Source organism: Geodermatophilus marinus, assembly GCF_003428645.1.
Taxonomy (GTDB): Bacteria; Actinomycetota; Actinomycetes; order Mycobacteriales; family Geodermatophilaceae; genus Geodermatophilus.
This window is the reverse complement of record NZ_QVQH01000003.1, coordinates 22367-43398: the sequence shown is the minus strand read 5'-3', so window position 1 is coordinate 43398 and position 21032 is coordinate 22367. Positions and strand designations below refer to the sequence as shown.

The following is a 21032-nucleotide window of genomic DNA, read 5'->3' as shown; positions in this document are numbered from 1 at the left end:
GCAGGTGGGGGTCGGTCAGGAGGCGGCGGGCACGCCGGCGGCCGCGGCGAGCTCGGGGTAGCGGTCGAAGGCCGGCCGCAGCAGCGGCACGAACTCGACGACGGTGGCGACGCTGCCCTTGATCCGGATCCGGCCGGTGGCGACCGCGACGGGCATGAGCAGCCGGCCGGTCCACAGGGCGTCCGCGGTGTCGCAGGACATCGTGATCGTCAACGAGGCGGGCGCGGGCGGGCCGCCGACCCGGACGCCGTCGGCGTCGACGTGCAGCTGGAGGTCGGGCTTGGTGTGCACGAAGCGCACCGACAGCCCGCGGTCCCGCACGATCGCCCCGAACTGGGGGTCCTCGAGGAGGATCTCGAACAGCTGCGGGAAGACGGCGGCGGCCTGGGCCTGGGACGTGAACGCGGGCATGGCGGGACCTCGATCTCGGGGTGGGGGGATCGCCGGACCTGGCGGTCCGGCGGCACCGGGGCGGTGCGCGGCGCGGGTGCGCCGGGTCAGGCGGCGACCGGCGGGCGGTCGCGGACGGTGGGCACGGCCGTCGCGAACGGCGTGCCGTGGGTCAGCAGGTGCACGACCGAGCCGAGGAACTGCGGGTCGCGCACGATGCCGAGGTGCCCGGCGCCGCGCACCAGGACGTTGGTGGCGCGGAGAGCCTCCTCGTCGAGCCGGGCGGAGTGGGGACGGACGACGAAGTCGCGGTCCGACCAGTAGGAGACCCAGCGGACGGCGGAGGGCCGGGCCCGGCGCCGCAGGTCGTCGAGGACCCGGGAGCCGGGACGCAGCTGCGCCACCAGCGACCCGCGGCCCAGCAGCGCGGTCAGCGTCCCCCGGTGGGGGGCGGCGACGGTGACCGCGGTCCGCGCGTGGGCGTGCAGCCCGAGCTCCTGGACCGCGTAGCGGACGACGACCCCGCCGAGGCTGTGCCCGATGAGGTGCACCCGGTCGGTACCGGCCCGCTCCATCGCGTCGGTGCACTCGCGGGCCAGGGTCCCTGCGATCTCGGTGACGCAGGGCGCGAGAGGGCTGTAGGTCATGACGTGCAGGTCGGTGAACCCCGCACCGGCCAGCCGGCTCCGCAGGGCCCACCAGGTGGCCCGGCCGCCCCCGTAGCCGTGGACGAGGACGACCGGCGTCCGGTGCCCGGGCGTCCCGGCGGCCGGGACCGGGGTCCGCCCGTGCAGCGCGGGCGGTCGGGGCAGGGTGGGCGAGCCGAACGGGTGGAGGAGGTCCGCCACCGCCGTCCCCTGGGTGGCACCGAGGGCCTCGAGAGCCGCTGCCGGCAGCGGTGACGGGGCGTGCACGCGGGCCTCCTCGGTGGGTCCGGTGGTCGGGGTCGGGGCGGGTCAGGCGACCAGCGCGAGGACCGCGCGGCGCGGAGCCGGCCGCAGGGTCACGACGGCGGCCGTGGAGGCGGTGTGGTCGTGCCCGGCGGCGTCGCGGGCGGCGATCGCGCGGGAGAGGTGCCAGCTGGTGCAGTCGTCGCAGTAGGCCATCCAGCGGCCGGAGTGGCGGTAGCACGGGCGCGGAGCGGACATCGTCTTCCTTCTTCCTGGAGTCCCGGCCTGCTGCCCGGGTGTGGTGCGCTGTGGGAGAAGCGTCGCGGTCCGGCGGCGCGGGGACGATCGAGCACACCCCCGTCTTCCACGTGCGCAGCCCCCGGACCGCGGGTGGGGTCCGCCCCACCCCCGCCCGGGGGTCGGGCTCCGGCGCGGGTGGTCAGGCCGGGGCGGGCGTCGCCGCGAGCAGCCGCTCGCAGGCCAGCACCAGCGCCGCGGCCAGCCGGCGGGTACCGGCGCCGGAGGCCGGGGAGGTGGCGAGCCGCTGCCACGCGGCCAGCGCCTCGCCGGCGGCGCGCGCCAGGTCGTCGGCACCGGCGTCCGCGGGGCAGCCGAGGCGGGCGGCCGGGTCCACGCCCTCGGCGCCGAGCAGCCGCTCCGCGGCCCGCCGCTGCTCGTCCGGGACGGCCAGTTCCCCCGACCACAGCGCGTCGAGGAGGTCGAGCTCGGCGAGCTCGGCGGCGCCGGACCGGAGCTCGTCGGCCCGGTAGCGCAGCGACCACGTGGCCCTCCGGGCGGGCGCGGCCTGCAGGACGACCTCGAGCACGGCCAGGACGGCGCGGGCGCGCAGCGCCCCGGCCCGTGCGGCGAGCCGGATGCCGACGAGGTCCTGCACCGGGGCGAGCGCGCCCTCCGCGCCGTCGCGCGGGACGGCCACGACGGCCGAGCAGAGCCGGTGCAGTGCGGGTGCGGGCCCCTCCCCCACGAGCACGCCGACGGCCTGGGTGGGGCGGACCCGCCCGGGCAGGCACAGGAACAGGTCAGGGTCGTCGGCACCGGCGCCGTCGAGGACGAGCACGTAGGCGTCCGCCGGCGTGGGCGCCGGGCGTTCGGAGGCCGCCGGCTCCGCCGTGAGGTACTGGACGCCGGGGGTGGGTCGGGCGGTGAGGGCCCGCGCGACGCGGGCGAGCGGCGCGCCGGGCGGTCCGGTGACGCAGACCCGCAGCGGGTCGTCGAGCGTCCGCGCGAGCGCCTCCAACCGGTCGGCCTGCGGGGTGCCGTGGCAGGCGTCGCGGGCCGACCGCACGAGCGTGCGCACCTGGTCCAGCAGGCCCGGCCCCACCGGCCCGCCGGCGGCCGGGCGGGCGGAGGTGGTCGCGGGCAGGGGAACGGCCCCCTCGACGCTCGTACCCCTGCCCGGCTGCGCCCGCACCTCCACCTCGCCACCGACCGCGGCGACCCGGGCGGCGACGTTGCGCAGGCCGCGCCCCGCGGAGGCGGTCCCCGACGCGGGGTCCAGGCCCGGGCCGTCGTCGTGCACCGCGAAACGCAACCGGTCGTCCTCGACCGCGACCCGGACCCGGGCGCGGGCGCCCGGCGCATGCTTGCGCGTGTTGCTCACCGCCTCCAGGCAGCAGAAGTAGACGGCGGCGGCGATGTCCACCGGGAGGTCCTGCGGGAGGTCGGCGCGGTCCGGGAGCTCGAGGTCGACCGGCGGGTCCTCGGCGCCGAGCTCGGCGCGCAGCGCGGCGACCAGGCCTGCCTCTGCGAGCACCCGGGAGCTCATCCCGGCCGTGGTGCGGCCCAGCAGCTCCTCCACCGCGTCGACCTGCCCGGCCAGCCGGGTCAGCCCGGTGCGGGCGTCCTCGAGCCGGCCGCCGGTCACGGCGTGCTCCACCAGCCCCAGGGCCAGGCTCAGCGAGACCAGGTGGTGCTGGGCCCCGTCGTGCAGGTCGCGTTCGATGCGGCGGCGCTCGCTGTCGGACTCGGCGACCGCCCGGCGGCGGGCGGCGGCGATGTCGGTGGCGTGCGCCAGCGCGGCCCGGAGCTGGCGCTCGAGCTCGATGCCGGAGCGCGTCGCCTGCAGCACCACCCCGAGGCTGCTGGCGACCGCCTCCAGCAGCCGCCGTCGCTCCGCTTCGGTCCCCGGCACGGACACCCGGTCGACGGTCAGCAGGCCGACGTCCACCCCACCGTGCCGGACGGGCACCTCCTCGCGGGCCGGCGCGACCTCCGCGTCGTCCCGGGTCCACGTCACCACCCGGTCGCGCAGCCCGGGTCGCCGCACGGTCAGCATGCACAGCCCCGCGCCCAGGCCCCGGCCCACGGCCGCGACGACCGCCCCCAGGTCGGGGACGCCGCCGGGCGACGGCGGGGGCTGCGCCGCCAGCTGGGCCAGCACCCGGTAGCCGGCCGGGGGCTCGCGCGGGGCCGGCAGGTCGGCGAGGCGCCGGGCCCCGAGGTACGCGGGCAGGGCGAGGGCCGCGGCGACCGCCGTGGCTGCCGCCGCGGCGACCGCCGGGCCGGTCAGCGCCCCGGCGGCTGCGGCCACGGCGAGGTACGCACCCCCGACGACGGCGGTGACCACGGCGATCGGGAGCAACGCCGCGGACCCACCCGGCCGCCACCCGCTCACCGGACCGCGACCTCGGTCCCGGTGGTGTCGACGACGACCGGCTCCACCCGGTCGGGCAGCCAGGCCGACACCAGCAGCGGGCCGCTCGGGTCCGGGCCCGCCGCCGGGGGGGCGGGGTCGAGCGCCACCCCGCCGCCGAGCGCGGCCAGCCGGTCGCCGTCGTCGGCCAGGAGCGCGCGCAGCCGGTCCGGCGGCAGCGGTGGCGCGGTGTCCTCGACGGTGACGCCGATCCGACCACCGGTGTGCTCCAGCCGGACCAGCAGCGGGGTCTCGCCGGGCTTCCCGGCCAGTGCCCGGACGGCGGTCGCCGCGACGTAGTAGAGGCCCGACTCCAGCTCCCACGGCAACCGACCGCCCAGGTCCCCGGTGAGCCGCACGTCGCGGGGCAGGTCGGCGACCACCTCGTCGAGGGCCGCGGCCGGCCCGTGGTCGCGCAGCACCGCCGGGTACACGCCCCGGGCGACGGTGCGGAAGCGGTCGAGGAGGTCGTCGAGGTCGGCCCGGGCGCCGGCCAGGGCCTCCCGCGCCGCCCGGGGGTCCGCCGTGGCGGGGGCGAGCCCGGCGGAAGCGGTCGCGAGCTGGGCCCGGAGCCCGTCCAGCCGGTCCCCGGTGGCGTGGGCCAGCTCGGCGACCAGCCGGCGGCGCTCGGCCGCGCGGGCGGAGGCCAGCCGCCCGCGCGAGGCCGAGAGCTCCTCGGCGAGGTCGGCGGCGCGCTGCACCCGCTCGGCCAGCTCGGCGTTGAGCGCGACCACCCGGAGGAGCAGGCTCGCCCCGTTGGCGACGTCCTGCATGAGCTGCCGGTCGGCGGCGGTGACCGGGGCCGGCTTGGTGATGGCCAGGGCCGCGCGCAGCACCGTGGCGTCCACCACCGGGACGACGTGGTCGGTGCCGGGCCGGGTGAGCACGGCGGCCAGGTCGGGCACCGACTCCTCCCCCGCCGCGGGGTCGGGCGGGTACCGCGCCGCGGCCACCAGCCGGTCCCCGACCGCCAGCCACACCACCGCCCGGTCGGCGCCGGTGCCCTCGGCCACCACCTGCGCCAGGCCGGGCAGTGCCTCCTCGAGGGTCCCCGACTGCAGCCTCCGGGCGGCCTCGGCCAGCGCGGGGTACCGCCCGCCCGCCCCGCCGGAGCGCCGGGTGCGCGCGCGGCCGACGGCCAGGTGCACGCCGGCGGCCGCGACCGCGCCGCCGACGAACGGCCAGACGGCGGCGGGCACCGCGGCGCCCGCGGCCCGGCCGCCGCCCTGCACCACGAGGGCCAGGACCGCGGCCACCCCGCCGGCCACGAGCAGACCGCGCACGACGCCGGAGGACATCGCCCGGGTCATCCCCACCACCGGCCCCTCGACCCGCCGAACCGCACGGTCGCGTGCGGTCACGCTAGGCCGGGCACCGGCCCGGGCCAAGGGCGGTCCGCGCGCCCGGCGGGGACCGGTCAGGACCGGGCCGCCCGCTGGGAGCGGAGGTAGGTCAGGACGGCGAGCACCCGGCGGTGGTGCTCGGACCCCTCCTCCTGCAGGCCGAACTTGGCGAAGATGTTCGCGATGTGCTTCTCCACCGCCTTGGGCGTCACGAACAACTGCCCCGCGATGCCGTTGTTGGACCGGCCCTCGGCCATCAGCCGCAGCACGTCGAGCTCCCGGGGCGAGAGCTGGTCGACGACCTCCTTGCGGTCCCCGCGCGGCCGCTCGACGAGCCGCTTGGCCAGCACCGGCTCGATGACGATCTCGCCGGCGGCGATCCGGTCGAGGGTGTCGGTGAGGACGTCGACGCTGCCGACCTTCTCCTTGAGCCGGTAGCCGATCGCCTCGGTGCCGATCTCCAGGATCCGCATCAGGTAGTGCGTCTCGGCGTAGTGGGACAGGAACAGCAGCCCCATGGCCGGGTGGGCGGCCCGCAACCGCTCGGCGGTGACCAGCCCGCCGTCGGGCTCGGGGGGCATCCGGATGTCCAGGACGGCGATGTCCGCCGGCTGCTCGGCCAACAGCCGCACCAGGGCGTCGCCGTCGGCGGTGCAGCCGACGACCTCGTGGCCGGCGGCCTCGAGCAGCAGGAGCAGGCCCTCGCGGAACAGGGCGCCGTCCTCGGCCAGGGCTACGCGCACGGGATCCTCGCCTCGATCGTCCCGGTGTCCGGTCCCCCGTCGGCGCGGACCTGCCCGCCGAGGCCGCCGACGTGGTCGCGGACGCCGGCGGCCAGCCGCGTCGGCACCCCGGACAGGGCCACGACCAGCTCGTCGCCGTCCCGCCGGGCGGTGACGAGCACCGGCGGGGAACCCGGGAGGAGAGCGGCGAGGCAGTCGGCGACCGCGAAGTAGGCGGCGCCCTCGACGGCGGCGCCGTACCGCCCGGGGGCGACGTCGACGCGGACCGGGACCTCGGCCCGCTCGGCGCACTCGCGCAACGCCGGGCCCAGGCCGGCCTCGTCGAGCAGCGGCGGGTAGATGGCGCGGGCGATCTCGCGCAGCTCCTGCAGCACCGTGTGCAGCTGGTCCTGCAGCCCCTCGATCGACGCGTCGAGGTCCCGGTGCGCGGCAGGCACCCGGTTGCGGACGACGCCCAGCTGGGGCACCAACGCGGAGATCCGCAGCGAGGCCCCGTCGTGCAGCTGCCGCTGCAGCCGCAGCCGTCGCTGCCAGTGCTCGCGCTCGAACCGCGACGGCCGGGGCGACGCGGCAGCGGGCGGACCGTCGGCGTGCGCCGGGCCGGCCGCGGCCGGCGGGTCGCCCGCGGACGAGGCAGGCATCGACGTCACCCCTGCAGGGTCGCGGCAGCGGACCGCCCGGGGAAGGGTGCCGCCCCTACCCAGAGGTGGGGTTGTCCCCCCGTCCGTGTCCGACGCACCGGCGGCGCGGGACGGGGCGTTGCCAACCGGATGCGTGCGGTGCTTCCTTGCTCCCGTCACGGGAGATCGCCCGTGCGCACTCCGGCGTGTCCGGGAGGCGCGGTGAGCTACTGCCTGGGAGTCGACCTCGGTACCACGTTCGTGGCCGCGGCGATCGCGCACGACACCAGCGTCGAGATGGTCGTCCTGGGCGACCGGGCGACGGTCATGCCCGCCGCGGTCCACGTCCGGGACGACGGCGTCCTCGTGACCGGCGACGCCGCGGCCCGCCGCGCGGTGAGCAGTCCCGACCGGGTCGCCACCGAGTTCAAGCGCCGGCTGGGCGACCCCACCCCGGTGCTGCTCGGCGGCACCTCCTACCCGGTGACCGACCTGCTCGGCGCGCTGCTGCGCGACGTCCTCGCCCGGGTCGGCGAGGAGCGGGGCGGCCCGCCGGAGGAGGTCGTCCTCACCCACCCGGCCAACTGGGGACCCTTCCGGCGGGAGCTGTTCGAGGAGGTGCCGCGGTACGCGGGCCTCTCCTCGGCGCTCACCGTCACCGAGCCGGAGGCCGCCGCGGCCTTCTACGCGACCGTGCGGCGACTGGGCGAGGGCGAGGTCATCGCGGTCTACGACCTCGGCGGGGGCACGTTCGACGCCACGGTCCTGCAGCGCACCTCCCACGGCATCGAGATCCTCGGCGCCCCGGAGGGCATCGAGCGGCTGGGCGGCGCCGACTTCGACGAGGCGGTGCTGGCCCACGTCAACCACGCGGCGGGCGGCGCGCTGTCGGAGCTCGACCTCGGCGATCCCCGGACGGTCATGGCGCTGGCCCGGCTGCGGCAGGACTGCGTGCTGGCCAAGGAGGCGCTGTCGGTCGACACCGAGACCGTCATCCCGGTGTTCCTGCCCGGCCGGCACCTCGACGTGCGGCTCACGCGTGCGCAGTTCGAGGACATGATCCGGGCGCCGGTCGAGTCGACGATCGGCACCCTCAGCCGGGCCCTGCGGACCGCGGAGGTGCCGCCGGATCGGCTCTCGGCGGTGCTGCTGGTGGGCGGCTCCTCGCGCATCCCGCTGATCGGCCAGACGATCGCCGCGGAGTTGCAGCGCCCGGTCGTCGTCGACGCGCACCCCAAGCACGCGGTCGCGCTGGGGGCGGCCATCCTCGCCCAGACGCACGCCGGCGTCGGCGGGCCGGGCGCCCGGGACGAGGAGGTGCCCACGGCCGTGGCCGGCGCCGCCGGGACGGCGCCACCCGCTCCCCTGCCCCCGCCCCGCGCCGCCGCGCCGGCCCGGGTGGAGGCGGCCGTCGGCGCCCCGGCCGAGGCCCCGCCCCCCGCCGGGGCGCCGGGCGCCCCGGGCAGGCCGCCGTCCCCGGCCGGACCGCCCGAGGCGGGCGGCAACGGGCACGGCCGGGGCACCGGCGCTCCCCCGTGGCCGGGCGCGGCCGCCGGGGCCTGGGCCGGCGCGCCCCCGGCGCCGCCACCGGCGCTCCCGCGGCGTGGCCGGCCACGGCGCCGCGGGCTGCTCATCGGTGCCGCCGTCCTGGTCGTGGTGGTGGTGCTGGGCGCGGTGCTCGGCGGGCTCCTGCTCGGGGACGACCCGGACCCGGGGACCGCCGGTGGGGGCGGGCCGTCGGCGGAGGCGCAGCAGGAGCCGGGGCCGGCACCGGCGCCGGCCGAGCCGGAGGCGGCCGTCCCGATCCCGACCATCGGTGCGCCGATCGACGTCGGGCCCACGTCGGGGTTCGTCGCGGTCTCCCCCAACGGCCGCCAGCTCTACGTCGCCAACCGGGCCGCGGGGGTGGTCACGGTGGTGGACACGGCCGTCGACGCGGTCACCGCCACCATCCCGATCGCCGCCGGGCCGCCGCAGTTCCTCACCTTCTCCCCCGACGGGAGCCGGCTGTACGTCAGCGTGTTCGACGACGCCCGCACCATCGCCGCGGTCACCGTGCTGGACACGTCGGACAACAGCGAGGTCACCACCGTCCCGGTGCGCACCCGCCCGTACCTCGGCGCGGTCACCCCCGACGGGTCGCGGCTGTTCGTGCCGAACCACGACTCGGGGTCGATCTCGGTGATCGACAGCACCACCGACGCGGTCGTCGACGAGGTCCAGGTGCCGGCCAACCCGCACTGGATCGAGTTCACCCCCGACGGCTCGCGGGCCTACGTGGCCAACCACGAGTCGAACGTGGTGACCGCGCTCGACCCCGAGACCCTCGCGGTGGTCGCCGAGGTGCCCGTCGAGGTCAGCCCGCACAGCGTCGCGGTCCACCCGACCCGGCCGCTGGTCGCCAACGTGAACTACGACTCGGCCTCGGTGACGATGATCGACACGACCACGCACACGGTGGTCGCGACCGTGCCGGTGGGGGCGAACCCGCAGGACATCACCTGGTCGGCCGACGGTCGGTTCGCCTACACGGCCAACGTGACCGACGACTCGGTGTCGGTGATCAACGCCGAGACCTTCGAGGTCACCGCCCGGCTGCCGGTGGGTGACGGCCCGACGTCGGTCGCGGTGCTGCCCGACGGCAGCCGCGCCTTCGTCAGCATCCTCCACGAGGGCCGGCTCGTGCCGCTCGACCTCGCCGGCTGAGGGAGCGCCGGCGGGCCGGTCAACGGCCCCGGGCGTCGAGGTGCATGTCCAGGACGGCGTCGATCCGGGCGCGGCACCCGGCGACGGCGGCCCGGTGGGCCGGCGTGTCCTTGGCGGCCTGCCGGGACCGGGCCGCGGACCACTCGGTGCACGCGCGGGCGAAGTCGGCCTCGAGGACGTCGCGGATGCCGGCGCCGGTGGCCCCGGCGGGAGGGACGGTCGCCGTCAGGATGGTGGTCACGGTGCACTCCTCGGGGATCGCCGGTGCGGGGCTCCCGGTCGGCGCCCCGCTGGTGGACTCGGGAACAGCGTCGTGCCGCGGCGGCCACCGGGCCATCGAGCCACCCCCCGGATCCGGCGGCCGCACCCCCCGTTCCCGGGTGGGGGTGCCCCCCGGTGCAGCGCCGCGGCCCGGCCGCTCGGGCTCAGCCGAGCAGCGGGCCCAGCTGCCGGGCGTGGTCGCGGGCGCCCTCGGCGCGGGCGGCGGCCAGCGCGGCGTCCTCCCCCGCGACGGAGACCGCGAGGGCACCGACGAGCACGTCGGACGGCGAGCGCACGGCCACCGCGGCGCAGGACACGCCCTCGTGCAGCTGCCCGGCCTGGGTCGCGAGCCCGGTCGCCCGGACCGCGCGCAGCTCGGCGTCGAGGTCCGCCGGGCGGGTGACGGTGCGCGGGGTCAGCGCGTGCATCCGGCGGGGGTGGACGACCTCGCGCCAGTCCGGCTGCTCGGCCAGCAGCAGCTTGCCGACGGCCGAGGCGTGCAGGTGCCGCTCCACGGCCTCGACCGAGCGCAGCGGGTGGTCCGGGTCGACGTCCACGCAGCGCAGCACCGGCCCGGAGTACACCACCAGGTGGACGGCGTGGCGCACCCGGCCGCGCAGGTCGGCGACCACCTCCCGGGCCGCCGTCGGCACCTGCGCGGGGCTGGCCCAGCCCGCCAGCCCGGCCACCTTGCGGCCGAGCGCGAAGCCGTGCAGGTCGGGCAGGCGCACCAGGTACTCCTCCCCCACCAGCAGGTTGAGCAGCCGGTAGGTGGTGGCCGGCGGCAGGCCGAGGTCCTCGCAGACCTCCTTGGCGGTGACGCCGGCACCGGCCCGCGCCACCGACTCGAGGACGGCCAGCGCGCTCTGCACGGCCTTGGGCTGCCGCCCGGTGATCCCCCGGTCGACCGGGCTCACCGCCGCCGCCCGGCCGGGACGCTGCCCGGGAGCACGCTGCTCGCCGTCGCGGTGTCGTAGACGCCGACCGGGCGCAGCCGCCCCGGGTCGCGCAGCCGCAGCCACGCCGTCCAGGCCAGCCCCGGCAGCATGGCGGCGAGGAAGACGACGACCACAGCCCGGTCCCCGGACACGGTGATGCCGGCCATCGCGCCCACCAGGACGACCAGCCCGCCGCCGCCGGCCACCAGGCCGCCGGCCGCCGCCGGCGCGGTCAGCTCGCCGATGCGGCGCAGGAACAGCGGCATGGCCAGGCAGGCCAGCACGTAGGCCACGACGTAGCCGAAGGCCGACACGGTGAGCGAGGCGGTGAGCACCGCCCGGGGGCCGCCGCCGGCCAGCAGGGCCACCACCGGCACCCCCACCACGGCCGGCAGGACGACGGCCAGCGCCACGTGCGGCGTCTCGAACCGGTCGTGGGTGCGGCCGAGCCGCGCGGGCAGGACCCCCTCGCGGCCCATGGAGAACAGCACCCGGCCCAGCGCGTTGGTCGACCCGGTCACGCAGGCCAGGAACGAGGCGGCGATGCCGAGGTCGAGCACGCGCCGCAGCAGCACGAGCCCCTCCCGGTCGGCGAGCTCGGCCACCGGCACCGGGCTGGTGAGCACGTCGAGCGGCGCGGCCCGCAGCAGCACCACCTGGGCGGCGGTCGCGGCGACGAACAGCAGCCCCGCGACGGCGGGGGTCCACAGCACCGCGCGCGGGACGGCGACCAGCGGGCGGCGGGCCTCCACGCCGAGGGTCGCCGCGCTCTCGAAGCCCATGAACCCGGTGACCCCCAGCACGACCGCCACCGCGACGCCGCCCCAGGTCACCGGGGCGTCGACCACGGGGGCGGCGGACCCCGGCCCGCCCCGCGCGCCGAGCAGCAGCACGCCCAGCACGGCCAGGACCACCCCGATGGAGAGCACCTCGAGGGCGAGGGCCACCCGGGCGGAGAGCTGGATGCCGCGGACGGTGCACAGCGTGGCCAGGACGCCGAGCCCCGCGGCCAGGACGGCGACGACCCCGGGCGTGGGGCGCGCCCCCAGCAGCCCGGCGGTGTAGACCGCCGCGCCGGTGAGGGCCGACATCGCCACCGCGGCGTAGCCGACCAGCAGGGCCCACCCGCCGACCAGCGCGCCCACCGGGCCCAGCCCCTTGGCGGTGTAGCTGTAGGTGCCGCCGACCGCGGCCATCCGCCGGCCGAACTGGGTGAGGCACCAGCCGACGAGCAGGACCAGCAGCGTGGCCACGACGAACGCCGGCAGCGTGGCCGCCCCGGACTCGACCAGCACGATGGAGGGCACGACGACGATGGCCGCCGAGGGCGCCAGCGCCGACACCGACTGCGCCAGCACCTCGGGGAAGCTCAGCCCGCGCCGGCGCAGCCCGGCCACCGGGGAGCGGGTGGGCAGCCGGCTGGGAACGCTCCGCTGCCCCATCGCCCTCCCGCCGCCGGCCTGCCCGATGGTCGGCGAGCGTAGCCACTGCGCCACCCTCAAGGGGCCCTCGTCCGGAGGGGCGGTCGAATGAGAAAAGGGTGAGCCAGCTCTCATTCGGGGTTACGTGGATGTTTCCGAGACGTTACGGCCGGGTGACCGGACCGGTCGGGACGGCGGCCAGGGTGGCACCACCCACGTCCCCGGCGGCCGCGCGCCGCCGTCCCCGGGAGGTCCCATGGCCGTCTCCGACCCGCCACCGACCGCGACCGCCACCCCTGCCGCCGCGGGTGCCCACCGGCTCCGCGGCGCCCTCGGCCCGGCCGCGATCGTCTTCATGGTGGTCGCCGCCGCCGCCCCGCTGACCGTCGTGGCCGGCTCGGTGCCCATCGGCATCGCGGCCGGCAACGGCCCGGGCTACCCGGCGATGTACGTCGTCGCGGCGGTCGTCCTGATGTTCTTCGCGGTCGGGTTCACCGCCATGACCCGCCACGTCCCCAACGCGGGCGCGTTCTACTCCTACGTGGGCACCGGGCTCGGCCGGGCGCCGGGCCTGGGCAGCGCGCTGGTCGCGCTGATCAGCTACGTGACCGTGCAGGGCGCCGTCTACGGCTACATCGGGTTCCTGCTCGGCGACCTGGTGGCCGGGTGGGGCGGGCCCGCGCTGCCCTGGTGGCTGTGGACCGCGCTGGCGCTGGCGGTCACCGGCCTGCTGGGGTACCGGCACATCGAGCTGTCCAGCAAGGTGCTCGCCGTCCTCCTGGTCGCCGAGGTCGGCATCGTGCTGGTCCTGGACGCCGCGGTGATCGGCCGCGGCGGTGGCGAGGAGGGGCTCTCGACGGCGTTCCTCACCCCCGGCGAGGTGCTCGCCGGCGCGCCGGGCATCGGGCTGATGTTCGCCATCGCCGGGTTCATCGGGTTCGAGGCCACCGCGATCTTCCGCGACGAGGCCCGCGACCCCGACCGCACCGTCCCCCGCGCGACCTACGCGGCGCTGGCCATCATCGGGGTCTTCTACACCGTCTCCGCATGGGCCATCGTGAGTGCATGGGGCGACAGCCGGATCGTCGAGGCCGCGGCCGCGGACCCGGGTGGCATCGTCGTCGCCACCGCCGAGCAGTACGTCGGCACGGTCGCGGCCGACGTGATGACCGTGCTCTTCGTGACCAGCCTGTTCGCCGCGATCCTGGCCTTCCACAACGTGCTCGCCCGGTACGTGTTCTCGCTCGGCAACACCGGCGTGCTGCCCGGCGTCTGCGGCCGCAGCCACACCCGGCACGCCTCGCCGCACGTCGCCTCCCTGCTCACCTCGGCCGCGGGCGGGCTGCTCATGGCGGTCTGCGCGCTCGCCGGCCTGGACCCGGTGCTCGAGGTCTTCACCTGGCTGGCCGGCATCGCCAGCGTCGGCATCGTGCTGCTCATGCTGCTGGCCTGCCTGGCGGTCCTCGTCTTCTTCCGCCGCACCGGCCGGGACCGCCGCCCGTGGCAGACCCTCGTCGCGCCCGCCCTGGGCCTGCTCGGGCTGGCCGCCATCCTCGTGCTGCTCGTCGAGAACCTGCCGCTGCTCATGGGCGGCTCCACCGCGCTGGGCGTCGGGGCCGGGGTCCTCCTCGCCGTCGCCCTCGCCGCCGGCTGGCCGCTGGCCGCCGCCCGACCGCAGGCGGCGCGGGACCTCGCCGCCGCCACCCCCGCCGACTCCGCCCCGCAGATCTGACCGAAGGAGCACCATGACGCTGACCGAGCCCACCACCACCGTCACCCACCCGCTGGCGCGCATGACGGCCGCGGAGATCGACACCGCCCGGGAGGTCGTCGCCGCCGCCGGCCTGGTCGGCGAGCGGACCAAGTTCGTGTACGTCGGCCTCGAGGAGCCGCACAAGGCCGACGTGCTGGCCTGGTCGCCCGGCGACCCGCTCGAGCGGCGGCTGCGGGTGCTCCTGCTGGACCAGACCACCGGCCAGGGCAGGGACCTCACCGTCTCGGTCACCGGCCGCGAGGTGGTCCGCGTGGCCGCCATCGACGGCGTCGCCGACGGGCAGGTGCCCATCCTGGACGCCGAGTTCGAGGCGATCGAGCCGATCCTCGCCGTCGACGAGCGCTGGGTCGCCGCGATGGCCAAGCGCGGGCTGGACGTCGCGACCGTCCGGGCCGTGCCGCTGTCGGCCGGCTCGTACTTCCCGGAGGAGTTCGGGCACCGGGTGGTCCGCGTGCTCGGCTTCCACCAGGCCGACGAGGCCGACCTCCCGTGGGCGCACCCGGTGGACGGCGTCGTCGCCTACGTCGACATCACCCAGGGCGTGGTGACCGCGGTGCACGACCACTTCGACCTGCCCGTGCCGGCCGAGCGGGGCGACCTCGACCAGGCCACCCACCCGCACCCGGTCCGCGACCTCAAGCCCCTGGAGATCACCCAGCCCGAGGGGCCGACCTTCACCGTGGAGGACGACGTCGTCCGCTGGGCCGGCTGGGAGGTGCGGGTCGGCTTCGACATGCGCGAGGGCCTCACCCTGCACCAGGTCTCCGTCGACGGCCGGTCGGTCGTCTACCGGGCCTCGATCTCGGAGATGGTCGTCCCCTACGCCGACCCCTCCCCGGTGCGGTTCTGGCAGAACTACTTCGACACCGGCGAGTACCTCTTCGCCCGCTACACCAACTCCCTCGAGCTGGGCTGCGACTGCCTCGGCGAGATCCACTACTTCGACGCCACCATCGCCGACGAGGACGGCAACCCGCGCGCCATCCGCAACGCCATCTGCCTCCACGAGGAGGACTACGGCGTGGGGTGGAAGCACACCGACCTGTTCAACGGCATGGCCGAGACCCGCCGCTCCCGCCGGCTGGTGATCAGCTTCTTCACCACGATCGGCAACTACGACTACGGCTTCTACTGGTACCTCTACCTCGACGGCACCATCCAGCTGGAGTCCAAGGCGACCGGCATCGTCTTCACCTCGGCCTACCGGGGCGACGAGCACCCCTACGCCACCGAGATCGCCCCCGGCCTCGGCGCGCCGTTCCACCAGCACCTGTTCTCCGCTCGGCTGGACATGGCCGTCGACGGGACCGGCAACACCGTGCACGAGGTGGAGGCCGTGCGGGAGCCCATGGGCCCGCAGAACCCCTACGGCAACTCGTTCCGCCGCAGCAGCACCCCGCTCACCCGGGAGTCCGAGGCCGCCCGGGTGGCCGACGCGACCGTCGGGCGGACCTGGCACGTGGTCAACCCGTCGAAGACCAACCGGCTCGGCCAGCCGGTCGGCTACGCCCTGCACCCGCAGAACTCACCGCTGCTGCTCGCCGACCCGGGATCCTCGATCCACCAGCGGGCGACCTTCTCGACGAAGAGCCTGTGGGTCACCGCCTACGACCCGACCGAGCGCTACGCCGCCGGCGACTTCGTCAACCAGCACCCCGGCTCGGGCGGGCTGCCGGCGTTCGTCGCCGACGACGCCCCGATCGAGGACGCCGACGTCGTGGTCTGGCACACCTTTGGGCTCACCCACTTCCCGCGCCCGGAGGACTGGCCGGTCATGCCCACCGACTACACCGGCTTCACCCTCAAGCCGGTCGGCTTCTTCGACCGCAACCCGGCCCTCGGGGTGCCGCCGTCGGCGTCGTCCCACTGCTCGTCGCACGAGTGATGACCAGCGCCGCCCTCCCCCCGGGGATCGCGGCCGGGCCGGTGGCCGAGCGGGCCACCGGCCGGGTCGCGGCGGTGCTGGCGCTCGGCTCCGCGGTCGCGCACGTGGCGGCCGTGGACGCCGCGTCGCTGGCCTCGCTGGCGATCGCCGCGATGGCGCTGGCCTGCCTGCCGTGCGCCTGGCACCTGTGGCGGGCGCCGACCCGGTCGGTGTGGGCGGTGACCGTCGCCGTGGATGTCGGGATGCTCGCCGTTCACGCGCCGATGGCCGCCGGCGCGCACCACCACGGCGCCGCCTCCCCCTGGCCCGGCCTGGTCCTGGTCACCGCGTCGCTGCTGGTCGGGCTCGCCGTCCTCGCGCGCGGACGGGGTGCGGACCGGGCCGCGACCCGGGAGGCTCTCGGTCCGTGACCACCGCCACAGATGCCTACCGTGCCGCCCGCGACCAGCTGCTCGCCCTGCGCGGGGAGCACGACCGCGCGCTCACCGCGTTCCGCTGGCCCGACGTCGGCGACCGGTTCAACTGGGCCGTCGACTGGTTCGACGCGGTCGGCCGGGACAGCGACCGGCCGGCCCTCGTGCTCGTCGACGAGGACGGGGGTACCACCACCCGCAGCTATGCCGAGATGTGCCGGCGCTCCGACCGGCTGGCCGCGTGGCTGGCCGGCCGGGGCGTCGGCCGCGGCGACCGGGTGCTGCTCATGCTCGGCAACCAGGTCGAGCTGTGGGAGTCGATGCTGGCGGTCGTGAAGCTCGGCGCGGTGATCCTGCCGACCACGACCGCGCTGGGCCCGGCCGACCTCACCGACCGGGTCGCCCGCGGCGGCGCAGGGTACGTCGTCTGCAACCCCGCCGACGCGGCCAAGTTCGCCGACGTGCCCGGCGGCTACGACCGGATCAGCGTCGGGCCGGTCGAGGGCTGGGCCGACCTGCACGAGGGCTACGCCCTCGAGGCCGGCCCCGCGCCGCACCCGGGCACCGCACCGGGCGACCCGCTGCTGCTCTACTTCACCTCCGGGACGACGTCGCGGCCCAAGCTGGTCGAGCACACCCAGGTCTCCTACCCCGTGGGCCACCTGACGACGGCGTACTGGCTGGGGCTGCAGCCCGGCGACGTGCACCTCAACGTCTCCTCGCCCGGGTGGGCCAAGCACGCCTGGTCCTGCTTCTTCGCCCCCTGGATCGCCGAGGCCACGGTCTTCCAGTACGCCTACACCCGGCTGGACCCGGTCGTGCTGCTCGACCGCATCCGCGAGCACGGGGTGACGTCGTTCTGCGCGCCGCCCACGGTGTGGCGGATGCTGGTCAACGCCGACCTCTCCGGCGGGCCCGGCGCGCTGCGCGAGGTGATCGGGGCCGGGGAGCCGCTCAACCCCGAGGTGATCGAGCAGGTCCGTCGGGCCTGGGGGCTCACCGTCCGCGACGGCTACGGGCAGACCGAGACCACCGCCCAGGTCGGCAACACCCCCGGGTCGGAGGTGCGGCCCGGGTCGATGGGCCGCCCGCTGCCCGGCGTCCCCGTGGTGCTCGTCGACCCGCTGACCGGCACCCTGGTCGAGGGCCCGGGCGAGGGCGAGATCTGCCTGGACCTGGCCGAGCGGCCGCTGCCGCTGATGACCGGCTACCGGGACGACCCCGCCCGCGACGCGGAGGCGATGGCCGGCGGGTACTACCACACCGGTGACATCGCCTCCCGGGACGCCGACGGGTACATCACCTACGTCGGGCGGACCGACGACGTCTTCAAGGCCTCCGACTACAAGATCAGCCCGTTCGAGCTGGAGTCGGTGCTGATCGAGCACCCGGCGGTCGCCGAGGCCGCCGTCGTCCCGGCGCCGGACCCGGTGCGCCTGGCCGTGCCCAAGGCCTACGTCAGCCTGGCGCCGGGGCACGAGCCGAGCGAGCAGACGGCCTTCGACATCCTCCGCTACGCCCGGGAGCACCTGGCCCCGTTCCAGCGGGTGCGCCGGCTGGAGTTCGCGGAGCTGCCGAAGACCATCTCGGGGAAGATCCGCCGGGTCGAGCTGCGCGGCCGGGAGGAGGAGCTGGCCGGGAGCGGGGCCCACCCCGGCGAGTGGCGCGACGACCAGTTCCCGGCCCTGCGCGGCTGACCCGGGCCGGCCGACGATCAGGTCAGATCACCCTTGCCGGTCCTGGCTCACCACCGGTGGTGAGCCAGGACCGGCAACGACCAGGTCACCTGATCATCGGGGGGGTGCCGGGTCAGGCGTAGCCCCAGACCTCCTGGGCGACCTCGACGACGAGCGCGAGCTTGGCGATCTGGTCCTCGCGGGTCAGCGCGTTGCCCTCCACCGTGGAGGAGAACCCGCACTGGGGCGAGAGGCACAGCTGCTCCAGCGGCACGAACCTCGACGCCTCGTCGATGCGCCGCTTGAGGACGTCCTTGTCCTCGAGCTCCGGCCGCTTGCTGGTGACCAGGCCGAGGACGACCCGCTTGCCCGGCGGGACGAACCGCAGCGGCTCGAAACCCCCCGAGCGGGCGTCGTCGTACTCGAGGAAGAAGCCGTCGACCTCGAGGCCGCCGAAGAGCGCCTCGGCGACGAAGTCGTAGCCGCCCTCGGCCGCCCAGGAGGAGCGGAAGTTGCCCCGGCACATGTGGGTGGTGACGGTCAGCCCCGCGGGCCGGTCGGCGAGGGCCGCGTTGATCTGCCGGATGTAGCGCTCGTGCTGGTGCTCGGCGTCGCGGCCCTGCTCGGCCAGCTCGGCCCGCTGGGCGGGGTCGTTGAGGTAGGCCAGGCTGGTGTCGTCCAGCTGCAGGTAGGTGCAGCCGAGGGCGGCCAGGCCGCGCACCTCCTGCCGGTAGGCGGCCGACAGGGCGTCCCAGAACGCGTCCTCGTCGGGGTAGACGGCCGGGTCGATCGCGGCAGCGCCCCCGCGGTAGTGGACCATCGACGGCGAGGGGATCGTCAGCTTCGCCGTCTGCCCCTCCCCGGTCTGCGACTGCAGGTACCGGAAGTGGTCCCCGAAGATCGGCGCCCGCTCGTCGATCGACAGCGGCCCGTCGACGTGCAGCCCGGCGGGCACCCAGTCGATGTCCCCGTTGGCGTTGTGGAAGTGGACCGGCCGGCCCTCGCCCTCCACCTTGGTGATGCCGCCGATCGCGTAGATGAAGTCCATGTGCCAGGTGGCGCGGCGGAACTCGCCGTCCGTGGCGGTGTGCAGGCCGACGTCGCGCTGCAGGCGGACGGCATCGGCGATCGCGGCGTCCTCCACCGCGCGCAGCTCGTCGGCACCGATCTCGCCGGCGGCGGCGCGGGTGCGGGCGTCGAGCAGGTCGGCGGGGCGCAGGAGGCTGCCGACGTGGTCGGCGCGGAACGGCGGGCCGGAGACGTCACTCATGTCCAGCAGCTTGGTGCAGCCGCTCCTCCGGCGCAGCCCCACCGGCGACGGCCGGCATGACCTGCACGTTCCCGGGTACCGGAGGGTGGTCGGGCAGCACCGTGGAGGGAGGGATCATGGGACTCGTGTCGGGTCTGTTCAAGGGCGCCGTCCTCAGCAAGCTGCTGAACCGGTTCTTCGGTGGCCGCCGCCGCTACTGAGATCCGCCGGTGCGGGCGTGCCCGCACGCAGGGCGCGGCCTCGGCCCCTCGCGGGGTCGGGGCCGTGCCGCGTCCGGGAGCCCGCCCCCCGCCCGCCGCCGGCGGCCCGCCGGGCTCAGCCGCCGTGCACCCCGGGACCGTGCCCGGCCGGGAACGCGGTCGTCGTGTCCCCGAGCAGCAGCGCGCGGTAGGTGGCGACGGCGGCCTCCTCCAGGTTGAGCGCCCGCCGGTAGGCCGTGCCCACGTCCGGGCCGAGGGCCGAGCAGCCGTGGTGGGCCAGCACGATGCAGTCGTGCGCGCGGGCGGCCTCCGCCGCGGCGTCGGCGAGCTCGTCGGAGCCGGTCGGCAGGTAGGGCACGACGCCCACCGAGCGGACGTGGGCGACGTGGTCGAGCGTGATCAGCCGGATGCGGTGGCCGAGCGCGTCGACGAGCACGGCGTGCTGCGGGTGCAGGTGCACGACCGCGCCGACGTCGGGGCGGGCGCGGTAGGTGCGCTGGTGCAGCCTCCACTCGGTCGACGGGCGCGGGGCCCCGCCGGTGACCGCGCCGTCCAGGGTGACCACGCTGAAGTCCGCCGGCGTCAGCCGGTCCAGCCAGGTGCCGGCGGCGGTGACCACGAACCCCGCCGTGCCGGGCAGCCGCGCCGAGAGGTTGCCGCCGCTGGCCAGCACCAGGCCGCGGGCCACCGCCGAGGCGCCCACCTCGACGAGCCGGTCGACCAGCTCCTCCCGGGTCCGTGCCGGTCCCATCCCGCCGCCCTCACGCCGACCAGTACGACGCGACGTCGGCGGGGGCGAACCGGCCGCGGTCGGTGACCACGACGCTGACGAACCGCGGCGGGGTGACGTCGAAGGCCGGGTAGACGCCGGTGGCCCGCGCCGAACCGGTGCGCCGGCCCAGGCAGTGCAGCACCTCGGCGCCGTCCCGGTCCTCGAGCTCGACGTCGGCGGCCGTCGCCGCCTGCGGGTCGGGCGCCTGCACCAGCGCCAGGTACGGGACGCCGAACGCGTGCGCGGCCACCGCGATCTGCAGCGTGCCGACCTTGTTGACCACCGAGCCGTCCATCGCCACCCGGTCGGCGCCGGTGACGAAGACGCCGACGTCCCCGCGGCTCATCAGGTGCGCCGCCATCCCGTCGGTGATCAGCCGGGTGGGCACGCCCATCTCGGCGAGCGACTCCGCGGTGAGCCGGGCGCCCTGCAGGTACGGCCGGGTCTCGGTGCAGACCGCGTCGAGGTGCTTGCCGGCTCGCAGCGCCGCGGCCACCGTCTCGGTCAGGTAGGTCTCGGCCCAGCAGTGGGTGAGCAGCGTGGCGCCGTCCGGCACGAGCGCGGCGGCGTGCTCACCCAGCCGTCGGTGGCCGGCGCGGACGCGGTCGCCGGCCTCGCGCGCGGCCCGCTCGACCGCGGGCCCCACGGGCGCGCCGTCGGCCAGCGCCGGCTCCGCGGCCGCCAGCAGCCCGGCGACGACGTCCCGGATGCCGTTGTTGGTCGGCCGGGTGGCCACCAGCCGGCCCGCGGCGGCGGCGAGGTGGTCCCGCCGGGCCGCCGCGGCCGGCAGCCGGTCGGCCGCCCGGGCGGCGAGCACCATGCCCCCGGCGGCGGCGAACCAGGGGCCGAGGCTCTGGGTGACCATGTCCTCGATCGCGCGGGCGACGTCCTCGACGTCCCGGCAGGTCACCCAGGTGCGCTCGAACGGGAAGACCCGGCGGTCGAGGATGCGGACGGCGTCGTCCTCGACCAGCACGCTCCGCGCGACCAGCGTCGGGACGGGCACCTCGCCGCCGCCCGAGGCAGAGGAGGCTTTCCCCACGTTCTCGGCCCCAGGACGCATGACAAGCTTCCTGT

The 21032-nt window shown here is 76.7% G+C and carries 18 protein-coding genes; 5 read left to right on the top strand and 13 right to left on the bottom strand.

Annotated features, from left to right (window positions below; translation table 11 throughout):
• Positions 1-15 precede the first annotated feature (15 nt).
• The 7 genes from D0Z06_RS04325 to D0Z06_RS04295 form a co-directional block, all read right to left on the bottom strand.
• On the bottom strand, positions 16-411 hold the full coding sequence (locus D0Z06_RS04325; RefSeq protein WP_117376160.1) for an SCP2 sterol-binding domain-containing protein: 396 nt from the start codon (positions 409-411) through the stop codon (positions 16-18).
• 86 nt (positions 412-497) lie between these two features.
• Positions 498-1304, bottom strand: a complete 807-nt coding sequence (locus D0Z06_RS26870) for an esterase/lipase family protein (protein ID WP_117376159.1) — start codon at positions 1302-1304, stop codon at positions 498-500.
• A 42-nt stretch (positions 1305-1346) separates the two neighbouring features.
• On the bottom strand, positions 1347-1538 hold the full coding sequence (locus D0Z06_RS04315) for a hypothetical protein (RefSeq protein ID WP_117376158.1): 192 nt from the start codon (positions 1536-1538) through the stop codon (positions 1347-1349).
• A gap of 181 nt (positions 1539-1719) precedes the next feature.
• A complete protein-coding gene (locus tag D0Z06_RS04310) occupies positions 1720-3915 on the bottom strand; it encodes a sensor histidine kinase (RefSeq protein ID WP_117376157.1) in 2196 nt (731 codons plus the stop codon).
• Positions 3912-5294 carry a hypothetical protein gene (locus D0Z06_RS25240; protein ID WP_158579878.1) on the bottom strand — a complete coding sequence of 461 codons (1383 nt, stop codon included), beginning with the start codon at positions 5292-5294 and terminating at the stop codon, positions 3912-3914. Before D0Z06_RS25240 ends, D0Z06_RS04310 begins: the two co-directional genes overlap by 4 nt.
• A gap of 56 nt (positions 5295-5350) precedes the next feature.
• Complete coding sequence (locus tag D0Z06_RS04300; RefSeq protein WP_117376156.1) at positions 5351-6019, bottom strand: LuxR C-terminal-related transcriptional regulator; 669 nt, start codon at positions 6017-6019, stop codon at positions 5351-5353.
• A complete protein-coding gene (locus D0Z06_RS04295; protein WP_117376155.1) occupies positions 6010-6660 on the bottom strand; it encodes a histidine kinase in 651 nt (216 codons plus the stop codon). Before D0Z06_RS04295 ends, D0Z06_RS04300 begins: the two co-directional genes overlap by 10 nt.
• A 201-nt stretch (positions 6661-6861) precedes the next feature.
• Here D0Z06_RS04295 and D0Z06_RS04290 point away from each other — a divergent pair, with 201 nt between their 5' ends.
• Positions 6862-9345: an Hsp70 family protein gene (locus D0Z06_RS04290; RefSeq protein WP_117376154.1), complete on the top strand. Its 2484-nt coding sequence runs from the start codon at positions 6862-6864 to the stop codon at positions 9343-9345.
• Positions 9346-9364: 19 nt separating this feature from the next.
• On the opposite strand, the gene D0Z06_RS04285 is transcribed toward D0Z06_RS04290, so the two are convergent.
• The 3 genes from D0Z06_RS04285 to D0Z06_RS04275 form a co-directional block, all read right to left on the bottom strand.
• Positions 9365-9586 carry a hypothetical protein gene (locus D0Z06_RS04285; protein ID WP_117376153.1) on the bottom strand — a complete coding sequence of 74 codons (222 nt, stop codon included), beginning with the start codon at positions 9584-9586 and terminating at the stop codon, positions 9365-9367.
• Between the two features lie 184 nt (positions 9587-9770).
• Positions 9771-10523: an IclR family transcriptional regulator gene (locus D0Z06_RS04280; protein WP_117376152.1), complete on the bottom strand. Its 753-nt coding sequence runs from the start codon at positions 10521-10523 to the stop codon at positions 9771-9773.
• Positions 10520-11986: an APC family permease gene (locus D0Z06_RS04275; protein WP_117376151.1), complete on the bottom strand. Its 1467-nt coding sequence runs from the start codon at positions 11984-11986 to the stop codon at positions 10520-10522. Before D0Z06_RS04275 ends, D0Z06_RS04280 begins: the two co-directional genes overlap by 4 nt.
• A 235-nt stretch (positions 11987-12221) precedes the next feature.
• Between D0Z06_RS04275 and D0Z06_RS04270 the strand changes: the two genes are divergently transcribed.
• The 4 genes from D0Z06_RS04270 to D0Z06_RS04255 are packed head-to-tail and all read left to right on the top strand — an operon-like array spanning position 12222 to position 17734.
• Positions 12222-13697, top strand: a complete 1476-nt coding sequence (locus tag D0Z06_RS04270; RefSeq protein ID WP_117376150.1) for an APC family permease — start codon at positions 12222-12224, stop codon at positions 13695-13697.
• A gap of 13 nt (positions 13698-13710) precedes the next feature.
• Positions 13711-15624 (top strand): primary-amine oxidase, encoded by a 1914-nt coding sequence (locus tag D0Z06_RS04265; RefSeq protein ID WP_117376149.1) that lies wholly within the window; start codon positions 13711-13713, stop codon positions 15622-15624.
• A complete protein-coding gene (locus D0Z06_RS04260; RefSeq protein WP_117376148.1) occupies positions 15624-16034 on the top strand; it encodes a hypothetical protein in 411 nt (136 codons plus the stop codon). Before D0Z06_RS04265 ends, D0Z06_RS04260 begins: the two co-directional genes overlap by 1 nt.
• The gene (locus tag D0Z06_RS04255) at positions 16031-17734 is read left to right on the top strand and encodes an AMP-binding protein (RefSeq protein WP_117376147.1); all 1704 of its coding nucleotides are present in this window, start codon (positions 16031-16033) and stop codon (positions 17732-17734) included. The genes D0Z06_RS04260 and D0Z06_RS04255 overlap by 4 nt, the downstream gene beginning before the upstream one ends.
• Before the next feature lie 112 nt (positions 17735-17846).
• On the opposite strand, the gene D0Z06_RS04250 is transcribed toward D0Z06_RS04255, so the two are convergent.
• The 3 genes from D0Z06_RS04250 to D0Z06_RS04240 all read right to left on the bottom strand — a co-directional run bounded on the left by D0Z06_RS04250 (position 17847) and on the right by D0Z06_RS04240 (position 20961).
• The gene (locus D0Z06_RS04250; protein WP_117376382.1) at positions 17847-18983 is read right to left on the bottom strand and encodes a 5-methyltetrahydropteroyltriglutamate--homocysteine S-methyltransferase; all 1137 of its coding nucleotides are present in this window, start codon (positions 18981-18983) and stop codon (positions 17847-17849) included.
• Between the two features lie 315 nt (positions 18984-19298).
• On the bottom strand, positions 19299-19934 hold the full coding sequence (locus D0Z06_RS04245) for a class II aldolase/adducin family protein (RefSeq protein ID WP_117376146.1): 636 nt from the start codon (positions 19932-19934) through the stop codon (positions 19299-19301).
• A gap of 10 nt (positions 19935-19944) precedes the next feature.
• A complete protein-coding gene (locus D0Z06_RS04240) occupies positions 19945-20961 on the bottom strand; it encodes a s-methyl-5-thioribose-1-phosphate isomerase (RefSeq protein WP_233517441.1) in 1017 nt (338 codons plus the stop codon).
• Between the last annotated feature and the right edge of the window lie 71 nt (positions 20962-21032).

Excerpts from the sequence above, each read along its gene's own strand:
- D0Z06_RS04325 (WP_117376160.1), bottom strand. The coding sequence starts at position 411 with ATGCCCGCGTTCACGTCCCAGGCCCAGGCCGCCGCCGTCTTCCCGCAG.
- D0Z06_RS04260 (WP_117376148.1), top strand. The coding sequence starts at position 15,624 with ATGACCAGCGCCGCCCTCCCCCCGGGGATCGCGGCCGGGCCGGTGGCC.
- D0Z06_RS04265 (WP_117376149.1), top strand. The coding sequence starts at position 13,711 with ATGACGCTGACCGAGCCCACCACCACCGTCACCCACCCGCTGGCGCGC.
- D0Z06_RS04250 (WP_117376382.1), bottom strand. The coding sequence starts at position 18,983 with ATGAGTGACGTCTCCGGCCCGCCGTTCCGCGCCGACCACGTCGGCAGC.
- D0Z06_RS04295 (WP_117376155.1), bottom strand. The coding sequence starts at position 6,660 with ATGCCTGCCTCGTCCGCGGGCGACCCGCCGGCCGCGGCCGGCCCGGCG.
- D0Z06_RS04275 (WP_117376151.1), bottom strand. The coding sequence starts at position 11,986 with ATGGGGCAGCGGAGCGTTCCCAGCCGGCTGCCCACCCGCTCCCCGGTG.
- D0Z06_RS04270 (WP_117376150.1), top strand. The coding sequence starts at position 12,222 with ATGGCCGTCTCCGACCCGCCACCGACCGCGACCGCCACCCCTGCCGCC.
- D0Z06_RS04245 (WP_117376146.1), bottom strand. The coding sequence starts at position 19,934 with ATGGGACCGGCACGGACCCGGGAGGAGCTGGTCGACCGGCTCGTCGAG.
- D0Z06_RS04315 (WP_117376158.1), bottom strand. The coding sequence starts at position 1,538 with ATGTCCGCTCCGCGCCCGTGCTACCGCCACTCCGGCCGCTGGATGGCC.